This window comes from Myroides profundi (assembly GCF_000833025.1).
GTDB lineage: Bacteria > Bacteroidota > Bacteroidia > Flavobacteriales > Flavobacteriaceae > Flavobacterium > Flavobacterium profundi_A.
The window spans coordinates 920,790-939,103 of sequence record NZ_CP010817.1; the positions used below are offsets into that span (position 1 = coordinate 920,790).

Below are 18,314 nucleotides of genomic sequence, written 5' to 3' on the forward strand. Positions count from 1 at the left end.
ACAGCCTTTTCTTTTATAATATGTTTTTGTTTTTGACTTCAGCTAAGATACTTAAAGCTTTTTTCTTTATTGTAGCAGGAAGTTGTTTGAAGTTATTGTCTTCTTCTATGTGATATTTATCTTCTTCTTGATAAGGAATATAAGCTGTAACCTTAGATTTATAAAGTTCATAACTATTTGCTTTAGCAGTATATATGATTACTTTTAATGGCTTTGCATCTAGACCATCAGAATTCATAAAATAGGTTAGGTAAAATTCTGGTTTACCATCTCTATCTATATCTGTAACGATACAGTAATCATATAAAAATTCTGGCTGTGCTAGACCTTCAGCGTAGTCTTTGAATTTAATTTTTTCCAATATTCCACCATGGTCTTCTATATAGATGCCAGACAATATATCTGTAGGTTTGTTAGATAAATAACTTGGTTTGATTGCTTTTCGCTCATTAAAGAACCACAAATAACTCCCTGTTTTATCTCCCATATAATTGATAATCATTTTAGGTGTTCCTTCTAGTGGATTACCTAGTTCTTCAATTATATCTTTAAACTTTTGGTCTTTTGGTTTTAATCTTTGGTTTATTTGAGCAATCGAATTTAAGCTAAAACAAAGAAATGCTAAGGCTAATAGAGTTTTGTTCATATTGTTATATGGATTCTGTTGATTGATGGTTAATACGCGGGTTAAAGATTGATTGATAAAAAGACAATAGCTAATATTATTATTGATATAATGAGTGCGATAATCATTGTTTTTTTGTATCCTTTTTTATCAAATTCAAAGCTGCTAGGATTGATAAAAAAATCAGTATATACACTATCAGCTATTCTTAAGTCTGGTCTGTATAATGTAACTCCTTGTAAGAAGTGCTGTCTAAGTTCTCTAGAATTAGTTGAAATGGATGTGTAAAAAATATCAGTATTCTGAAAAGATACAGTGCGTTCCTGATGATTGTAAAGCACTTTTAATACCATTTTACTGCTTATATTGACTCCTGTTGTTTTTGTAAAAATATCTTTAGAATAAGGTTGTTTAGACTTGTTGAGGTCTTTATATAATAAGTGTTCTATTTCTCCATTGAGTTTGTGGTATTGTATTCCTAGTTTATTGACTATAATTTTCTGTATGGCAGTAGTATTTTTCTTTTTATACTCTTTTAAGAACTTATATATACCGTAGGTGAGTAGTAAAACATATAGACCTATAAGTATATAAGCCTCAGTACTGTTTGTATAGTCGTTTATTAAAGCAAAAGGAAGAAGATATAATAATACTAATAAAAATGTGGTAAAAAGTAGAAATACAATGCGAACCAACAAAGTTAATTTAGGATTCGTAAGAGTAACTAATTCAGGGAAAGTATCTGAAGTATATTTCATCTTTATCTTTTATCAAAGTGTAAAAATATAAAATTATTGAGAAGTTGATTTAGATAAGGCAAAGTAAAAATAGGGTATAAAAAAAGGAGACTTAAATAAGTCTCCTTGGTAGTAGCGGGAACAGGACTCGAACCTGTGACCTTCGGGTTATGAGCCCGACGAGCTGCCTACTGCTCTATCCCGCGATATTGTGGTGCAAATATACTACTAAATAGTAACCATGCAAGGGATAGAAGCTTTTATTTTTAAAAATATTTTATTTTTATGGTTAATGTGTTGTTATTAAGGTTGTTGTTTTTATAAGGTTTTTGGGCATATATCGACATTATGAGGTTTAGAGTCTATTATTGCATAGTTTTGAACTTCCTTTAACCAGTTTTGTCGATCTTCTAATGATAAATTATTCATTAAACCGATGAAAGTACTGTCTGTTACTTCTACACCGCAGTACTCTAAAATACCTGTTTTAAGTTGAAGAAGACCACTATCATTAAAAACAGTTGTGTAAACTTCTTGGCTAAGGTCACCACCTGTTGTTATTATTCTAGCTGTACGTCCTTTTAAGAGACCTATTGTTTCTGTTGTAGAGATATGGTTAAATGCGATGCCAGGTAAGAAGGCTCTGTCAAAAAAACCTTTCATTAGAGCAGGAAGACCCACCCACCATAGAGGATGTATCCATACCAAATGGTTGCTCCATTTTATATCATCTAAGGCTTTTAGTAAATCAGGCTCTAGCTCTGTGCGTTTTCTATAGCCAAATTCTAAATTAGGATTGAACTCTAATGAATGTAGTGCTAAATATCTTATTTCAATATTGGGTGTGTTGTGCAAAGCTTCTAAATAGCTTTGTGCTAAAGCAGCATTATAACTGTATGGGTCTGGATGACCATTGATTACTAAGATCTTTTTTGTTTTGTATTCTATCATCTTTATTTAATTATTTAAAGAGGACAAACGTACAGGGAGTTTTTAGACAGTAGTAGGTACATTTCTATGATAGTTCGGTAGTTATTAAATGTACAATAGTCTATAAATAAAAAAAGGACATCTTAGATAAGATGTCCTTTTACCTTGTAGCGAAGACGGGAGTTGAACCCGTGACCTCAGGGTTATGAATCCTGCGCTCTAACCGACTGAGCTACCTCGCCATTATTAGGCTGCGTTACTTCTGTAATGCGGGTGCAAATATAGAACAAAAACTTTATAATGCAAATAGAGAATGAGAAAAAAAATATTTTTTTATTTGCAAAATATGATTATATTCGAAAAATTATAAATTTTATAAAAGGCTATGAAAGAAAAATACGAACTAGAATTCTCAATTAATTCATCTCCGCAATTATTGTATCAGTATATTTCGGATCCCTCAGGGCTAAGCGAGTGGTTCGCTGATAATGTAAATTCACGTGGTGAGATATATTCTTTTATGTGGGGAGATTCTGAAGAGAAAGCTCGTGTTGTGACTCGTAAAGCTGATGAGAGAGTTCGATATAGATGGTTAGATGAAAATGATAAAGAGACTGATTACTTCTTTGAGTTAAAAATCAATAAAGATGAATTGACAAAAGATGTAACTATTATCGTTACAGATTTCGCTGAACCAGATGAAATCAATGAATCAAAACAATTATGGGAAAATCAAATCATGGACTTAAAACAAGTATTAGGTTCTGCATAATTCCATAAAATATAACTTATATTTGCCGTTAATAGTAATCAGAAGAAAAGAAATATATGATTAATGTTAACGGCAAAATTGTTTCTAATAGCAACGTATCTGTAGAACATAATAGAGGTTTTTTATATGGTGATGCTGTTTTTGAAACAGTTAGGGTTTTAGATGGAAAGGTTTTATTCTTAGAAGACCACTACTTTAGATTAATGTCTTCTATGCGTATTCTGCGTATGGAGATTCCTATGGAATTTACAATGGAGTATTTTCAAGAAGAAATACTTAAAACAATCAATAGCCTTGAATCAGTTATAAATGCATTTAGAGTGCGTTTTACAGCATATAGAGATGCTGAAGGTAAATATCTACCTACGACTAGAAAAATAGGTTATATTGTTTCGGCAGAGCTTTTAAACAATGGAGTATATAGTCTGAATACAAAGGATTATGAAATCGAATTGTATAAGGACTTTTATGTGACTTCACACTTATTATCAACTTTAAAAACAAATAATAGACTGATAAACGTAACTGGTAGTATCTTCGCTGAAGAGAATGGTTATCAAAACTGTTTATTGTTGAATGATGCTAAGAACATTGTAGAGGCATTAAATGGTAATATTTTTATTGTAAAGGATAATGTAGTAAAGACTCCGCCTTTGTCTGATGGATGTGTGAAAGGTGTTATGAGAAAGCAAGTGATAGAGTTACTACAGAAGCAAACTGAATATACGTTTGAAGAAGGTATAATTTCACCATTTGAACTACAAAAAGCAGATGAATTATTTGTTACGAATGTAATCATGGGGATCCAACCTGTGACAAAATATCGTAAAAAAGAATATACTAATACTTTAGCAGCAGATCTTATTAATAGATTGAATGCTAAAATTAGATTAATGTAATGAATGTCTAATCTAGATAACTTAATTAAAATTAGGGTTTTTTGGAGCATTTAACCATAAAGAGTATTTTTTTCCTAGTTTAGCTAAAGAACTTTTCCATAAGTCTTTAGGAGACTGATAAAAAATACTCTTTGTTTCTAACTTATTAGAAGTTACCCAAAAATTATCTTCAATTTCATTTTTTAATTGATCACAGTCCCAACCTGAATATCCTAAAAAGAAGCGGATATCATTTTTATTTAATATTCCTAAAGACAGGATATTACTTAACTCTTCAAAGTCTACTCCCCAGTATAGATCATCAACAATATGTATGCTATCCGGAATCAGTTCTGGTCTAGTATGGATATAGAATATTCTATTTTTTTGAACAGGGCCTCCGTCATATATAGTAAATGCCGACTCTACGTTTGGTAATAAATCAGACAAGGTGAGATCTAATGGTTTATTTAAAATAAAACCAACTGAACCATCCTGACTATGTTCTGTTAATAAAATAATTGATCTTGAGAAAATAAGATCGGCATTATGAGCACTAGGTAGTGAGATTAATTGATCTCCTCTTTGTATAGAAAGTGAATGAATCATATTTATAAAACTATCAGATGTAATTCAACTTCTAATATAATAAAAAAACCTCACTTAAGTTAGTGAGGCTTTATATTTTCGAAAAAGTGTTTAATATTAATCTAATATTATTTTTTCTTCTTGTTTACAGCGTTTTCTAATTCAGAACCAGCTTTAAATTTCACTACTTTTTTAGCAGCAATTTTGATTGTTTTTCCAGTTTGAGGGTTTCTTCCTTCTCTTGCAGCTCTATCAGATACTGACCAAGATCCAAAACCAACTAAAGAAATTTTTTCACCTTTACCTAAAGTAGTTTCAACATTTGATAAGAATGATTCTAATGCTTTTTTAGCAGCCACTTTGCTGATTTCTGCATCTTTAGCAATTGCATCAATTAATTCAGTTTTGTTCATAATAATTTTTTTTAAAGGTTAACTTTATTAACGTCCTTATACAAATTTAGGGTAATTCTGTAATAAAGCAAGTCTTTTGCATAAAAAAAAATAAAAATTTGATAAATCAAAGAGAATTAAAAGCTAAAATAAACTATAAATTTCTTAATTGCTGATTTTTAGTGTTTTATAGGGCTATTGTATCCTCTGTAAAAGTGACTCCATTTAGTAAATCATTGGCTTTCATAGGCTTTTTACCTGGGAATTGAAGTCTTAAAATATTGATAAAACCTTTTTCGACAGCAATTTTAATCTCTTTTTTGCTAGAAACCACTTTCCCAATGTTATAATTATGACTATGTTCTTCATAACTAGCTTCATATATTTTGACTGTCCACTCTGTGTTATTGTCTTTAAAGAAACACCATGCTGTAGGGTATGGACTAAGTCCTCTAATAAGGTTGTGTATTTGAGAACCTGTTTTTGTAAAGTCAATTTTAGTGTTATCCTTATTTAGCTTATAAGCTGTTTTGGTTTCTTCTTTTGGTTGTGTTATTGTAATAACCTTATCTGACTTTATTAACTCTAATGTCTCAAGTACAGTAGAAGCACCTAATATCATTAGTCTATCATGCAGTTCACCTGCATTCTCATCATTACCAATATTAGTTTCTTTTTTAAGAATGATTGCTCCTGTATCTATTTTTTCATCTATAAAGAATGTAGATACACCAGTAGTCGTCTCTCCATTGATGACAGCCCAGTTAATTGGAGCAGCACCTCTGTAATCAGGTAGTAGGGATGCATGTAGGTTAAAGGTTCCTAGCTCTGGCATCTTCCAAACTACTTCAGGTAGCATTCTAAAGGCTACTACAACATTAAGATTAGCATTGTAGCTTTTTAATTCTTCTATGAATTGTCCGTCTTTTAAGTTTGTAGGTTGTAGAATTGGTAGATTTTTCTCTAGTGCATATTCTTTTACAGCAGAGTATTTAATCTTTTGTCCTCTACCAGCAGGTCTATCAGGAGCAGTAATTACAGCTACCACATTATAGTTATTTGTATATATAGCATCTAGAATTCCGACAGCGAAGTCTGGAGTTCCCATGAATACGATACGTAAGTCTTTCATATTACTGAATATTGATTTTCTAGGTTTATTTTAATTTTATTTTGTTCTTGTAATATTTGAAGTGAGTAGACAATGTCTTCTCTATTGATACCATGTATTGTTTCTAATTCTTGAATAGAACTAGGTGTATCAGATAGTATATTGAATATTCTATCTATACTCGTACTATTCGTTTTGTGTTTTTGTTTATTAGAAATACAAGTAGAACAAGTACCACAATCATTTGTTTTCTCTTCATCAAAATACTTTAGAAGTATTTTATTTTTACAAATATCTTCATTTTCAATATAAAATATGAGTGATTTATATTGATTTATCTTTTGTTCATTTTGTTGCTTAAGATAAGGGAATGTACGGTATAGTACTCTATCCTCTTCCCAAGCTTCATTAAAGATAACTGTGAGATCATTCTCTTCAGGAATGTAGTTACATAAGTTTTGATCGTGACACTCCTTTAAACATGCTATAATGCTCTCCTGAGTTTCTCCAGTATGTTGTTCTATTAAGCTTAAATCTATATCTTGTTCATACTCATGTATACCTGTATAGGTACGCAATATAAAGTGAATGATATTTTCATAGCTTTCATTGTCATACGTTATGTCTAATATTTCACTACTAGGAGCAGTGAAGAGTAGCTTAGTTTTGTTTTTATTGTTTTCTGACAATCGAATAATACCTTGTCTATCCAAGAACTGTAATGCGTTATAGGCTTTTCTATGAGGGAAGTTATTGTGATTACAAAACTTATTAAAATTTAAACTATAGGTACAATTATACCCTTCTCCATACGCTATACTAAGAAAGTTATTGAGTTTTCGATAAACGCGTTTCAGAAATTCTTTATCAAAAAGGTTCGTTTCGAACATCTCATTGTTTTGCTTAATTTCTTGTGCTGTCACTAACATTGTTGCAAATGCTTTATTGCCATCTCGTCCTGCTCGTCCTGCTTCTTGGTAATAGTTCTCTATGTTTTCGGGTATCTGTATATGGATTACATTCTTTACATTCTTTTTGTCAATCCCCATCCCAAAAGCATTGGTAGCTACTATGATTGGTGTTTTCTCCTCTATCCAATCTTGCATTCTTTTCTTTTTTTCAATAATAGAGAGACCTCCGTGAAAAAAAGTAGTCTTGTGGTTCATTTGATTTAATTGGTTAGAGAAGAAGTAAGCTTCTTTTCTATTGCGTACATATATTATTGTAGGAGCAGGGTTCTTTTGTAGTATGCGCAAAACCATTGTTAATTGGTTTTCTACTTTATAGACGCCATAAATCAAGTTTTCTCTCAAGAAGCTTTTGGTGAAGAGCTTAGGAGAATTTAGTTTTAGATTTGTACAGATGTCTTTTACTACTTTTTGGTTTGCAGATGCCGTTAGTGCTATAATAGGAATTTCAGGGAATAGTTCACGTAGTTTTCCAAGCTCTAGATAAGCAGGCCTAAAGTCATGTCCCCATTGTGAGATACAGTGTGCTTCATCTATGGCAATGAGATTGATTTTAAGCTTTTCTATTCGTTCTAGAATCCATGTCTGCTTTAAGCGTTCAGGAGAAATATAAAGGAATTTATAATTTCCATATAAACAGTTATCAAAGATGGCATCTATCTCATGCATTGGCGTACCACCTATAATAGAGGTCGCTTTTATATTTAGTTTGTTAAGGTTGTTTACTTGGTCTTCTATTAGAGCGATCAGGGGTGAAACTACTAAACATGTCCCTGGTAATAGAAGTGCAGGAATTTGAAAACAGATACTTTTTCCACCACCAGTAGGTAGTAAAGCAAAAGTATCGTTTTTTGCTAGGACAGAATCTATAATGTCTTTCTGAGGTTCTCGAAAGCTGTCGTAATTCCAGTATTTTTGTAGAATTTCAATAGGTGTAGTCATGTTCTAGCAGAAATATGTAAATATGATAACGAATTTACGAAATTTGTTGTAAATAAAAGGGTTATAGTTTGAATACTATAACCCTTTTAACTCAAATATGATGATTTCTTAAATTCTGCTTAATATAAAATCAATTCTATTCTCAACTGTATCTCTTGGTACTTCGATTAGATCGTAACCATAGTTTTTGTATGTTGAGATAAGATGCTCGTGTATTTGGCTTGCTTGTTCAAAATTCTCATAACGTTGTTCATCACTTTGATAAATTGATTCCCAAGGTGGTAATAAGAATATTTGGTGGTATAGATGTTGTTTACATGCTATATCAAAACTCTCAGGGTATTTATCTCCTGTATAATGCATATAAGCTAATACATCAGGAATGCCTCTATCTATAAAAACAATATTCGCTGACTCTTTAACAGCATCTTTATGTTGTTCGATTCTTCCTTCTAAAAGTAATTGGCTGAATAATAGAGGTTCTGTTAAGAACAATTGATCAATACCTTTTTCTTGGGCTTTTTTCGTTACCGCACGAGATATTTCTGGATAGCAAACATATCCTTTGTTAGTAAGTTCGTTAATCAACGTAGTTTTACCAGATCCGGGTCCTCCAATGATTAAGATTATTTTTGTGTCCATTTTGCTGTAAATATCAAAGGTGCAAAAGTACAATAAAATGTGGTCTGCAAAAGAGTTTTAACTACATCTTTTGAAAATTATAGTGGTTAATTTGATTATATTTGCCTAATAAAAACGATATGGACGATAAGACAATAGAATTTTATAAAAGATTAAAAGAGCAATTAGAAGATGATAAAACGTGGCCTAGACCTTACCTTTATAAATTTATAGTGCCAGGTGAAGCTGAGAAAATTGCGAGAGTAGAAGAGGCTTTTGATGGTTGTAATGCTGATATTCAAATCAAGAACTCTAGTACTGGTAAATTTGCAAGCGTTTCTGTAAAACTTACAGTGAAGAATGCACAAGAAATCATTGATAAGTATATTGCGGTTTCAACTATTGAAGGAATAGTTTCTTTATAATCCTTTTTTTACCTATTTTTAAATAAATTACTTTATTAGGTGTTATATATAATACGTAAGAAGTAACTATTCCAATATAACAGTATAGATAATATGAAATTTGATTCCAAAGAAGCAGTAACTCACTTAGATTACAATTCCTTAAGAAAACCATTGATAATACCTGAATATGGACGTCATCTACATAGTTTGATAGATCATATCTGTAAAATCGAAGATAGAGAAGAGCGAAATAATGGCGCTAAGTACGCTATTAGTGTGATGGGGAGTATGAATCCGCATTTGCGTGATGTACCAGATTTTCAACATAAGTTATGGGATCAATTGTTCATGATGTCTGAGTTTAAATTAGATGTTGATAGCCCATTTCCTATTGCAACACAAGAGACTATCTTTACAAAACCTGGTAAATTAGCCTATCCTCAGAATCACCCTAAGTATAGATTTTATGGTAATAATATTACCTATATGATAAACAAGGCTATCGCTTGGGAAGATGGTGAGATGAAGGATGCCTTGATATTAGTGATCGCTAATCATATGAAGAAGAGTTATCTGAGTTGGAATAAAGAAACAGTGAAAGACGAAGTAATCTTCGAGCATCTATGTGAACTGTCTAATGGAAAGATTAATTTATTTAAAAAAGAAGAAGAATTGTCTACTACTGCTAACTTAATGCAGGTAAATAAAAAGCAATCTAACAAAACGAATCACTCTAATAATCAAAAGAGTAATTCTAACAACAACAATAACAATAAGAAATATAAAAGTAATAACTATCATTCAAAAGGTAAGAAGTAATGAGTACATTTAAGATTGAAGGAGGTTTTAAGCTAAAAGGAGAGGTATATGCTCAGGGTGCTAAAAATGAGGCATTACAGATTTTATGTGCTGTCTTGTTAACACCAGAAAAAATTGTACTCTCTAATATACCGGATATCATTGATATAAATAAATTAATAGAGTTATTAGGCAAATTAGGAGTTAAGATTGAAAAGTTAGGTCCTAATAAAATGTCATTTCAAGCGGATGAGTTAGATTTAGATTATCTTATCTCAGATGATTTTAAGACAGATGGTAAAGCCTTAAGAGGATCTATTATGATGGTGGGACCTTTATTAGCTCGTTTTGGAAAAGGATATATCCCAAAACCAGGAGGAGATAAGATAGGACGTAGAAGATTAGATACACATTTTGATGGGTTTATAAAATTAGGTGCTACATTTAGATATAATAGAGAAGAGTATTTTTATGGAGTAGAGGCAGAGAAGTTAGTAGGTGCTGATATGCTGTTAGATGAAGCATCTGTAACAGGAACTGCTAATATACTAATGGCTTCTGTATTAGCTGAAGGCGTGACTACTATCTATAATGCAGCCTGTGAGCCATATATCCAACAGCTGTGTAAAATGTTGAACTCTATGGGAGCTAAGATCCAAGGTGTTGGGTCTAACTTACTGACTATAGAAGGAGTGACAGCACTAAAAGGTTGTGAGCATACGATGTTGCCAGATATGATAGAAATCGGTTCATGGATAGGGTTAGCAGCGATGACACAGAGTGAAATTACGATTAAGAACGTAGGTTGGGAGCACTTAGGTGTGATACCAAATACTTTTAGAAGACTTGGAATTACATTAGAGAAACGTGGAGATGATATTTATATTCCAGCTCATACAGATGGATATGAAATCCAAAACTTTATAGATGGTTCTATACTTACTATAGCAGATGCGCCATGGCCAGGACTAACACCTGATTTGTTAAGTGTTATCTTAGTTGTAGCGACACAAGCTAGAGGAGAGGTATTAATCCACCAAAAGATGTTTGAGAGTAGATTATTCTTTGTGGATAAGCTAATTGACATGGGAGCTAAGATCATTTTATGTGATCCACATAGAGCTGTTATTATAGGACATGACTTTAAGTCTCAGTTAAAGGCTACTAAGATGTCTTCTCCTGATATTCGTGCAGGTATATCTTTATTGATAGCTGCTCTATCTGCTAAGGGAGTAAGTGAGATTCAAAATATAGAGCAAATAGATAGAGGATATGAAGCTATAGATGATAGACTACGTGCTCTAGGAGCTCATATAGAAAGAATAGAAGAATAGTATTAGAATATATTATAAAGGACTAAGTCAAGCTTAGTCCTTTTTTTTTGTGCTTTTTTGTAGTATATCTCTCTAGAGAGAGTTCTTAGTTGTAACCTTAATATTGATTAAAAAGACGTTATAACAGTATTGTTTAAAAGTAATGCCAATAGGCATAAACAAGTTAAAGCGAAAATAGTGGTACTAGTATACGAGTTGTGATTTTAGTATTTAGGAATAGATATAAGCGAAAGGCTTGCACTTTCTAGAGGTTTGCTAGGAGATTACTAGGGGTTTTCTTGCCTAGAAGGTGTTTTTGTCGAAGAAATGTGCAAGAGATGTGCAAGCAATCTGCTAGTATACCAGAGCAAATTTTATTTATGACTCAATATACACTGAGAAGAATATACTTATATATGAATGTAGTTTTTCGATGTTTTAATAATCGGCTTTTTGAAGCTGTGGTTATTCTATACTTTGCGTAATTGTAGACAACTAAGAATTCACTAAGCTAAGCTCGTAAAGTAAGGATCTACATTAATAACGAGAGTCGTTCTTGCTGAATATCAAATACTAATAAAGTGTTATTATTTTTGGATTAAGTCAAGTACTTTAATACCGAATACAAAACCAAAATTCTTATAAGGTCCATTCGAAACAGTTTTAAAGAAGTCTATTCTAAAGGGTCTAAACTTTCCAAAACCAAAGTTGTTTAAGCCTATACTGTATTCTCCATATACATCTTTATCAGGAACATTCAGCATATGGTATCCGACTACGATAGAATATCGGGTCTTATTTAATAGAGGAATTTTATTCATGATATACCCCCTGAAGTCGTGTTCTAGGTGAAATTCAACATAAGATTTATTTGTACTATATTCATAGTAGGGTAGTAAGTTGAATTGTTTGTTATATACAGCAGTAGACCCTATAAAAGTCCTATTCCCATTGAAGTGTTTATAGTCAGTGAAAGCTATGTCATTTTGTTCAAGGTATTTTCCTGCAGCTAGCCCTATGTATAAGTTTCCTATTTTACCGATATTATCATTGTACTGCGTTGCAAATGATACAAAAGTATAGTTATAATTACTAGTTGTAGCATTCAATGTCTTATCTAATGTAAGTGATATAATAGGATACTTAGAAGTCGGTAAATATTGTTTGTAATCTGGATAAGTGATTATTTTTTGGTCAAAGATTATGTTTAGCCCTAAGTTAAATTTAAATATAGAATTATCTTTAAATGGTGCATTATCAAAATCCGTAGGATCTAATGGGTTATTAGAAGTAAAGTCCTTTTGTGGCGCAAATGGTGGGCTGTTAAGACTATTGTTTAATGATCTTCTATGAGCATACTCTAATAAACCACTAAATTTAAATCTATTAAAAGCGTATTGTTCATACTTGATTTGAAGGTAACTTTTTTGAAAATACTTAGCGTAGTTTTTACCAAAATAAGCACTTGCAAATGAGTTAATAGGCGTTTTAATTGGATCATCTTGGTTAAACTGTAATATGGTACTACCACCAGATAACGTGATTGTATTATAGTTTATCTGATTAAATATATGAGATGCATATCCTGATACTCTATATTTATTTTCGGAGATACCATAGTTGACGATTGTACCCAGTTTAGTTTGAGAGTAATCGTCTTTTACTTTTACATAGTCTAAGCCAGTAGTAACATTGAATCCTTGTACAGCATTAAATGCAAATGTGGATAAAAGTCCACGATAGGTAATAGCTGAGTTTTTATAAGAGTTTAAATGTTGATATCCTTTGATTAATTTGAATAAGGTGAAATTATTAGTTCTATTATCTATAGAATCTAAAGTAACTTTTGTCGCTTCTTGTATTTTTATTTCTTGTTCATTAAAAGTAGCTATCTCTTTTTTTGACAAAGGATAGGGTCTGTTTTTTTCCCAATAGCTTTCTGGCTGATGTAAGAAATTGTTAGAATATTGGATTAATTCACTACTGAATTGTGATTTATTAATAGAGTTGTCTGTTTGGTAATTTGTATAATGTGCTTTAAATGAACCTACATAGTCAAATACTAAGAATTTCCCTTTCAAGTATAGGTTTTGACTTTCTTTAAGATATAGATTTAGTAATGGATTATGCTTATACTGTTGAGTTATTACGACTTGTTTTACATTCTTTAATCCTACATTTTCTCCATTCATGGCAGCATACAGTTCTGTAATTTGCCATTTATCACTAGTGATTTTTATTTTACCTTCCATGATAGGCTCTCTATCTCTTTTAGGAGTAAAACCTATCGTATATATATCATTTCCTAAGGGATCAGTCTCTTTTTTCAGTAATTTAAAATAGTAATATGTCTTAGCATAGGACATCAGAGGAGATATTACATTGATCTGATTAGAAACGATTTTATCGTATAAATTAATATCACTATCTGTTGCTGTTAAGAAGAAAAGGTCTTTTGCTTTTCCTATTTCATTAAAGGCGATAACTTTTTCTTTTCCGTAATCTTCATTGAATACGGTTTGTTGAGAAGATAACTCTCCTAGATAGATAAAGTTATTTACATCTGTTATATCTAGTGAAGGGTCTAAATCTTTTCTTTTTTGTCCTAAGAATGTTTCTCTGCCTGATGCAAGTTGAAGATTACCTTTAGAATAATAGTCAAGTGTATATTTCTCTAAGTTATTCGTTTTTTTATGCGTACTAGCTAGATCCATAATGAAGATGGCATATTCATCTTGTGGATTATCGTAGAAGATATCTGTTTCTTTTAAAGGAGTAAGGACTAATTCTAGCTTTTGTGCATTAGTTTTATTAGGAGTGTACTCTATCCTTCTAATTGTATAATCTTCTTTTTGAGCATAGATATATTGACCAGGTATTATAGCTATCTGAAACTCTCCATTCTGATTGGTAATAGTCTGTTTATCTGTTTTTTTTACAAATACTGTAGCATTCTCTATAGGATTACCATATAAGTCTATGACTTTACCAATTATGGTATTGTCTTGTGCATAACTACCACATATAGATAGTATCACAATACATATAGTAGTAATATACTTAGAAAAGAGTTGTTTCATTATAACTGTAAAGAAGCAATAGCTAAGTCGTAACTTTTAAGGCCAAAGCCTAATATTACTCCATGTGATACTGGTGATATATAAGAATGCTTTCTAAAATCTTCTCTCTTATGTGTATTAGAGATATGTACTTCGATGACTGGTGTTGTGATACCAGAGATAGCATCAGCTATAGCGATAGAGGTATGTGTGTACGCTCCTGCATTTAAGATAATAGCATCATAGCTAAAACCTACTTCATGGATCTTATTAATTAGTTCTCCTTCTATATTAGACTGGTAGTACTCAAGTTCTACTTCAGGATAATTAGTCTTCAATACTTCAAAGTAATCTTCAAAAGAGGTGTGACCATATACATCAGGTTCTCTTTTTCCTAGAAGATTCAGATTAGGACCATTTATAATTAATATTTTCATGTAGTTTAATTTACTTCTGACAAATATATTATTTAATACTTAATCAGTTGCTTAAAAAAATATTTAATGCTTAGGATATAGTTTATATAGTGTTTTTATAAATAGCGTTTTTAGTTCTCTAAATATGTTTTATGAGTGGTTTTGTGCTGTATATTTATGTTTTTATGTTAAAAGACACTATTTGTCTTTGTTTTTTTAGCGTATTATCAGAGAATAGTGGTTTGTTTGTGGTTGAAATAGGTTTATTTAACTTTTTTTTATGAAATGTTTTTAAATATATATAATGTTGTTAATTAGTGTGTTAGTGTTGTTATTTGAGTTTATGTGTTATGTAACTGTTATATTATCATTAAAAATTACATCACTATTGGTGATAGTCGCTACATTTGAATTGTTAATTAAAAATAGCTTAAAAACATGAAAAAACTAGTACTTTCATTAGTTGCAGTTGCAGCTTTCGGGTTCACTGCTAACGCACAAGAAACAGAAAAACCAACTTTCGGATTCCAAGAATCTAATGTATTCGTTGAAGGAGCTTTCCAAATTAATGACGTAACAGTTAAACCTAAGAACGGTGGATCTGATATCAAAACAACAGAATTTAACTTCACTCCAAAAGTAGGATATATGTTATCTGATAAATTTGCTGTTGGTGTTGAATTAGGATTTGGAAAACTTGGTTTGAATAGTTTTGAAGGATTTGATGGAATTGAGGGTTTAAAAGGAGACCATGTTAATACAACATATGCAGGAGCATTTGGACGTTACTACTTCTTAGAAGTTGGAAGACGTTTTAAAACTTTTGCTGAAGTAGGTATTGGATATAATGAGGCAAAAATTAGAGGAGGAGTCGTTGATGTAAAAGCAACAGGTATTAAAACTGGAGTTACTGTTGGATTTAATTACTTTGTAACTGAGAAAATTGCTCTTGGATTTAATATGGGAGATATCTTCTTTTACGAGAATTACAATGTTAAGACTGATGGAACAAAAGTTGCAACAGTTTCTAATACTAAATCTAACTTAAACATTTTCAATAACTTCTTTGATAATGCTAAGTTTAGTTTAACTTACAAATTCTAATTAGAATAAGAAACTTATTTGAATATAAAGAGCCTCTTTTTAGAGGCTCTTTTTTTGTTTGTATATTTGGAATATAAAAAATGTGTTATGGCTTCTGGGTATTGGGAAGGGTTTATTAAGATGTTTACAACTTATTTAAAGTTAGAGAGGGGGCTCTCGCCTAATTCGATAGAAAGTTACGAGTTAGATATTCGTAAGTTTATCGGGTATATAGAAGGGTATGATGAGCAAGTCTTATTAGAGGCTATTGATGCAAGTGTGGTACAGGAGTTCTTATATAGTATTGCTGATATAGTTGCACCTACTACACAAGCGCGTATAATATCAGGATTAAAGAACTTTTTTAATTACTTTATCTTAGAAGGTTATCTAAAGGTTTCTCCAGTAGAGTTGATAGAAACGCCTAAGACAGGCCGTAAATTACCTGATGTATTAAGTGTAGAAGAAATTGACATACTTATAGGGGCAATTGATCAATCTACACCAGAAGGCTTTAGAAATAAAGTGATGTTAGAAGTATTGTACAGTTGTGGCTTACGTGTAAGTGAATTAGTAGGTCTTCGGTTATCTGATCTCTTTTTTGAAGAAGGGTTTATTCGTGTTATTGGTAAAGGGAGTAAGCATCGTTTTGTACCTATTGATCATAATAGTATGGAACTAATCGTATTGTATAATGATTCTATACGTTCCCATCAGGTAGTTAAGAAAGATAGTTCTGATATCTTGTTTTTGAATAGAAGAGGAGGGCAGTTAACTCGTGCTATGATATTTACTATTATTAAGCGTTTAGCTGTAGAAGTAGGTTTAGAGAAGAATATTAGTCCACATACTTTCAGACATTCCTTTGCTACACATTTATTAGAGAATGGGGCTGATATAAGAGCTATTCAATTGATGCTAGGGCATGAGTCTATCACCACAACAGAAATATACACACATATTAGTACAGAGCGTTTGAGGTCGGTATTAGAAGAATTTCATCCACGTGCTGGTAAGATATAAAAAAAGAGCTATTCGTTTGAATAGCTCTTTTTTGTGACTTGTAGTCTTTATTATTTAGCAATATTGATTGCTCTAGTTTCTCTAATTACAGTAATCTTCACTTGACCTGGATAAGTCATCTCAGTTTGGATTTTTTGAGAGATATCGAAAGAAAGAGTAGCTGCCATTTCATCAGTTACTTTTTCACTTTCTACGATAACACGTAATTCACGTCCTGCTTGGATAGCATAAGCATTTTTAACTCCTCCGAATTCATTAGCTATACTTTCTAGATCTTTAAGACGTTGAATGTATGAATCCAGTACTTGGCGTCTAGCACCTGGTCTAGCACCAGAGATAGCATCACATACTTGGATAATCGGAGCGATTAATGTAGTCATTTCTATCTCATCGTGGTGAGCACCTATTGCATTACATACTTCAGGTTTCTCTCCATATTTTTCTGCCCACTGCATACCTAGGATAGCGTGTGGTAATTCACTTTCTGTTTCTGGTACTTTACCGATATCGTGAAGTAATCCAGCACGTTTAGCTAACTTAACATTTAAGCCTAGCTCTGCTGCCATTAATCCACATAATTTAGCTACTTCACGTGAGTGTTGTAGTAAGTTTTGTCCATAAGAAGAACGGTATTTCATTCTACCTACTATTTTGATTAGTTCAGGGTGTAGGCCGTGAATACCTAAATCAATAACAGTTCTCTTACCTATTTCGATAATTTCTTCATCGATTTGTTTAGTCGTCTTAGCCACTACTTCTTCGATACGAGCAGGGTGAATACGACCATCTGTTACTAATCTGTGTAGAGATAGACGAGCAATCTCTCTTCTAACAGGGTCAAAGCAAGATAGGATAATAGCTTCAGGAGTATCATCTACGATGATTTCTACTCCAGTAGCAGCTTCTATAGCTCTAATGTTTCTACCTTCTCTACCGATGATTCTACCTTTTACATCATCAGACTCGATGTTGAATACAGATACACAGTTTTCTACAGCTTCTTCTGTACCGATGCGTTGAATAGTATTGATAATAATCTTTTTAGCCTCTTGTTGAGCTGTAAGTTTCGCTTCTTCGATAGTTTCTTGTATAGAAGCCATTGCATTTGCTTTTGCTTCATTTTTAAGACTCTCTACGATTTGAGCTTTTGCTTCCTCAGCTGTAAGACCAGAGATGATTTCTAATTGTTCTACTTGAGAACGGTGAAGTCTATCTACTTCTTCTTGTTTCTTTTCAATGATTTCAAGTTTAGTACTGTATTCAGCAAATTTTTTCTCACTTTCATCATTTGCTTTCTTTGCTTTAGCTAATTCACTCGAAATTTGAGATTCTTTATCTCTAGTTCTTTTCTCAGCCTCTGCCATCTTCTTATCACGAGCTAAGATTACTTGTTCATGTTCAGATTTTAACTCTATAAACTTTTCTTTAGCTTGTAATATTTTCTCTTTTTTAATTGCCTCTCCATCAGTCTTTGCATCACGCAATATCGTTTTGGCCTCGTTTTGAGCATTAGACAATATTGAGGAAGCATGGTTTTTTTCAAGGTACTTCGCCACCATGAAGCCTATCGCAGCACCAAGTATTATTCCCCCAACGATCATTAGTATTTCCATAAATGTTTCTATAAATTATATATAAAAAAAGCCCACAT

Annotated in this window: 18 protein-coding genes and 2 tRNA genes; 7 read left to right on the plus strand and 13 right to left on the minus strand. The window is 31.9% G+C overall.

The annotated features are described in order from the left end of the window. Positions 1–13: 13 nt before the first annotated feature. The 5 genes from MPR_RS04185 to MPR_RS04205 form a co-directional block, all read right to left on the minus strand. Complete coding sequence (locus MPR_RS04185; RefSeq protein WP_041889479.1) at positions 14–646, minus strand: hypothetical protein; 633 nt, start codon at positions 644–646, stop codon at positions 14–16. 41 nt (positions 647–687) lie between these two features. Continuing rightward, positions 688–1,383 (minus strand): hypothetical protein, encoded by a 696-nt coding sequence (locus MPR_RS04190; RefSeq protein WP_041889482.1) that lies wholly within the window; start codon positions 1,381–1,383, stop codon positions 688–690. Positions 1,384–1,495: 112 nt separating this feature from the next. Beyond that, positions 1,496–1,568 (minus strand) — tRNA-Met (locus tag MPR_RS04195). Positions 1,569–1,680: 112 nt separating this feature from the next. Then, a complete protein-coding gene (locus MPR_RS04200; protein ID WP_041889485.1) occupies positions 1,681–2,313 on the minus strand; it encodes an NAD(P)H-dependent oxidoreductase in 633 nt (210 codons plus the stop codon). Between the two features lie 147 nt (positions 2,314–2,460). Continuing rightward, positions 2,461–2,534, minus strand: a tRNA-Met gene (locus MPR_RS04205). 143 nt (positions 2,535–2,677) lie between these two features. On the opposite strand from MPR_RS04205, the gene MPR_RS04210 reads away from it, so the two are divergent. Both MPR_RS04210 and MPR_RS04215 read left to right on the plus strand, forming a co-directional pair. Further along, on the plus strand, positions 2,678–3,064 hold the full coding sequence (locus tag MPR_RS04210) for an START-like domain-containing protein (RefSeq protein WP_041889488.1): 387 nt from the start codon (positions 2,678–2,680) through the stop codon (positions 3,062–3,064). A gap of 56 nt (positions 3,065–3,120) precedes the next feature. Beyond that, complete coding sequence (locus MPR_RS04215; protein ID WP_041889491.1) at positions 3,121–3,963, plus strand: aminotransferase class IV; 843 nt, start codon at positions 3,121–3,123, stop codon at positions 3,961–3,963. A 21-nt stretch (positions 3,964–3,984) separates the two neighbouring features. Here MPR_RS04215 and MPR_RS04220 read toward each other — a convergent pair whose 3' ends face one another. The 5 genes from MPR_RS04220 to MPR_RS04240 all read right to left on the minus strand — a co-directional run bounded on the left by MPR_RS04220 (position 3,985) and on the right by MPR_RS04240 (position 8,585). Beyond that, complete coding sequence (locus tag MPR_RS04220; protein WP_041889495.1) at positions 3,985–4,551, minus strand: YqgE/AlgH family protein; 567 nt, start codon at positions 4,549–4,551, stop codon at positions 3,985–3,987. Positions 4,552–4,658: 107 nt separating this feature from the next. After that, a complete protein-coding gene (locus MPR_RS04225; protein ID WP_041889498.1) occupies positions 4,659–4,943 on the minus strand; it encodes an HU family DNA-binding protein in 285 nt (94 codons plus the stop codon). A 166-nt stretch (positions 4,944–5,109) separates the two neighbouring features. Further along, entirely contained in the window at positions 5,110–6,054 is a 945-nt protein-coding gene (gene fmt / locus MPR_RS04230; RefSeq protein WP_041889501.1) for a methionyl-tRNA formyltransferase, read from the minus strand. Then, positions 6,051–7,943, minus strand: coding sequence for a RecQ family ATP-dependent DNA helicase (locus MPR_RS04235; RefSeq protein WP_041889504.1), 1,893 nt, complete (start codon positions 7,941–7,943; stop codon positions 6,051–6,053). Before MPR_RS04235 ends, fmt begins: the two co-directional genes overlap by 4 nt. Before the next feature lie 108 nt (positions 7,944–8,051). Continuing rightward, positions 8,052–8,585 (minus strand): AAA family ATPase, encoded by a 534-nt coding sequence (locus MPR_RS04240; protein ID WP_006257043.1) that lies wholly within the window; start codon positions 8,583–8,585, stop codon positions 8,052–8,054. A 119-nt stretch (positions 8,586–8,704) separates the two neighbouring features. Between MPR_RS04240 and MPR_RS04245 the strand changes: the two genes are divergently transcribed. From MPR_RS04245 to murA, 3 genes are all read left to right on the plus strand, one after another. Beyond that, the gene (locus MPR_RS04245) at positions 8,705–8,989 is read left to right on the plus strand and encodes a DUF493 family protein (RefSeq protein WP_041889507.1); all 285 of its coding nucleotides are present in this window, start codon (positions 8,705–8,707) and stop codon (positions 8,987–8,989) included. Positions 8,990–9,082: 93 nt separating this feature from the next. Then, positions 9,083–9,790 carry a DUF4290 domain-containing protein gene (locus MPR_RS04250; RefSeq protein WP_006257041.1) on the plus strand — a complete coding sequence of 236 codons (708 nt, stop codon included), beginning with the start codon at positions 9,083–9,085 and terminating at the stop codon, positions 9,788–9,790. Beyond that, positions 9,790–11,103 carry a UDP-N-acetylglucosamine 1-carboxyvinyltransferase gene (gene murA / locus MPR_RS04255; protein WP_041889510.1) on the plus strand — a complete coding sequence of 438 codons (1,314 nt, stop codon included), beginning with the start codon at positions 9,790–9,792 and terminating at the stop codon, positions 11,101–11,103. Before MPR_RS04250 ends, murA begins: the two co-directional genes overlap by 1 nt. Before the next feature lie 566 nt (positions 11,104–11,669). Here the strand turns inward: murA and MPR_RS04260 are convergent. Further along, positions 11,670–14,162 carry a DUF5686 family protein gene (locus MPR_RS04260; RefSeq protein ID WP_041889514.1) on the minus strand — a complete coding sequence of 831 codons (2,493 nt, stop codon included), beginning with the start codon at positions 14,160–14,162 and terminating at the stop codon, positions 11,670–11,672. Next, entirely contained in the window at positions 14,162–14,578 is a 417-nt protein-coding gene (aroQ, locus tag MPR_RS04265; RefSeq protein ID WP_041889517.1) for a type II 3-dehydroquinate dehydratase, read from the minus strand. The genes MPR_RS04260 and aroQ overlap by 1 nt, the downstream gene beginning before the upstream one ends. 417 nt (positions 14,579–14,995) lie before the next feature. On the opposite strand from aroQ, the gene MPR_RS04270 reads away from it, so the two are divergent. Together MPR_RS04270 and xerD are read left to right on the plus strand one after the other, a co-directional pair. Continuing rightward, positions 14,996–15,661 (plus strand): outer membrane beta-barrel protein, encoded by a 666-nt coding sequence (locus tag MPR_RS04270; protein ID WP_041889519.1) that lies wholly within the window; start codon positions 14,996–14,998, stop codon positions 15,659–15,661. A gap of 87 nt (positions 15,662–15,748) precedes the next feature. Beyond that, positions 15,749–16,663 (plus strand): site-specific tyrosine recombinase XerD, encoded by a 915-nt coding sequence (gene xerD / locus MPR_RS04275; protein WP_041889522.1) that lies wholly within the window; start codon positions 15,749–15,751, stop codon positions 16,661–16,663. A 50-nt stretch (positions 16,664–16,713) separates the two neighbouring features. Here xerD and rny read toward each other — a convergent pair whose 3' ends face one another. Beyond that, positions 16,714–18,276: a ribonuclease Y gene (gene rny, locus MPR_RS04280; RefSeq protein ID WP_041889525.1), complete on the minus strand. Its 1,563-nt coding sequence runs from the start codon at positions 18,274–18,276 to the stop codon at positions 16,714–16,716. Positions 18,277–18,314: the final 38 nt, after the last annotated feature.

Excerpts from the sequence above, each read along its gene's own strand:
- MPR_RS04185 (WP_041889479.1), bottom strand. The coding sequence starts at position 646 with ATGAACAAAACTCTATTAGCCTTAGCATTTCTTTGTTTTAGCTTAAAT.
- MPR_RS04190 (WP_041889482.1), bottom strand. The coding sequence starts at position 1,383 with ATGAAATATACTTCAGATACTTTCCCTGAATTAGTTACTCTTACGAAT.
- MPR_RS04200 (WP_041889485.1), bottom strand. The coding sequence starts at position 2,313 with ATGATAGAATACAAAACAAAAAAGATCTTAGTAATCAATGGTCATCCA.
- MPR_RS04210 (WP_041889488.1), top strand. The coding sequence starts at position 2,678 with ATGAAAGAAAAATACGAACTAGAATTCTCAATTAATTCATCTCCGCAA.
- MPR_RS04215 (WP_041889491.1), top strand. The coding sequence starts at position 3,121 with ATGATTAATGTTAACGGCAAAATTGTTTCTAATAGCAACGTATCTGTA.
- MPR_RS04220 (WP_041889495.1), bottom strand. The coding sequence starts at position 4,551 with ATGATTCATTCACTTTCTATACAAAGAGGAGATCAATTAATCTCACTA.
- MPR_RS04225 (WP_041889498.1), bottom strand. The coding sequence starts at position 4,943 with ATGAACAAAACTGAATTAATTGATGCAATTGCTAAAGATGCAGAAATC.
- fmt (WP_041889501.1), bottom strand. The coding sequence starts at position 6,054 with ATGAAAGACTTACGTATCGTATTCATGGGAACTCCAGACTTCGCTGTC.
- MPR_RS04235 (WP_041889504.1), bottom strand. The coding sequence starts at position 7,943 with ATGACTACACCTATTGAAATTCTACAAAAATACTGGAATTACGACAGC.
- MPR_RS04240 (WP_006257043.1), bottom strand. The coding sequence starts at position 8,585 with ATGGACACAAAAATAATCTTAATCATTGGAGGACCCGGATCTGGTAAA.
- MPR_RS04245 (WP_041889507.1), top strand. The coding sequence starts at position 8,705 with ATGGACGATAAGACAATAGAATTTTATAAAAGATTAAAAGAGCAATTA.
- MPR_RS04250 (WP_006257041.1), top strand. The coding sequence starts at position 9,083 with ATGAAATTTGATTCCAAAGAAGCAGTAACTCACTTAGATTACAATTCC.
- murA (WP_041889510.1), top strand. The coding sequence starts at position 9,790 with ATGAGTACATTTAAGATTGAAGGAGGTTTTAAGCTAAAAGGAGAGGTA.
- MPR_RS04260 (WP_041889514.1), bottom strand. The coding sequence starts at position 14,162 with ATGAAACAACTCTTTTCTAAGTATATTACTACTATATGTATTGTGATA.
- aroQ (WP_041889517.1), bottom strand. The coding sequence starts at position 14,578 with ATGAAAATATTAATTATAAATGGTCCTAATCTGAATCTTCTAGGAAAA.
- MPR_RS04270 (WP_041889519.1), top strand. The coding sequence starts at position 14,996 with ATGAAAAAACTAGTACTTTCATTAGTTGCAGTTGCAGCTTTCGGGTTC.
- xerD (WP_041889522.1), top strand. The coding sequence starts at position 15,749 with ATGGCTTCTGGGTATTGGGAAGGGTTTATTAAGATGTTTACAACTTAT.
- rny (WP_041889525.1), bottom strand. The coding sequence starts at position 18,276 with ATGGAAATACTAATGATCGTTGGGGGAATAATACTTGGTGCTGCGATA.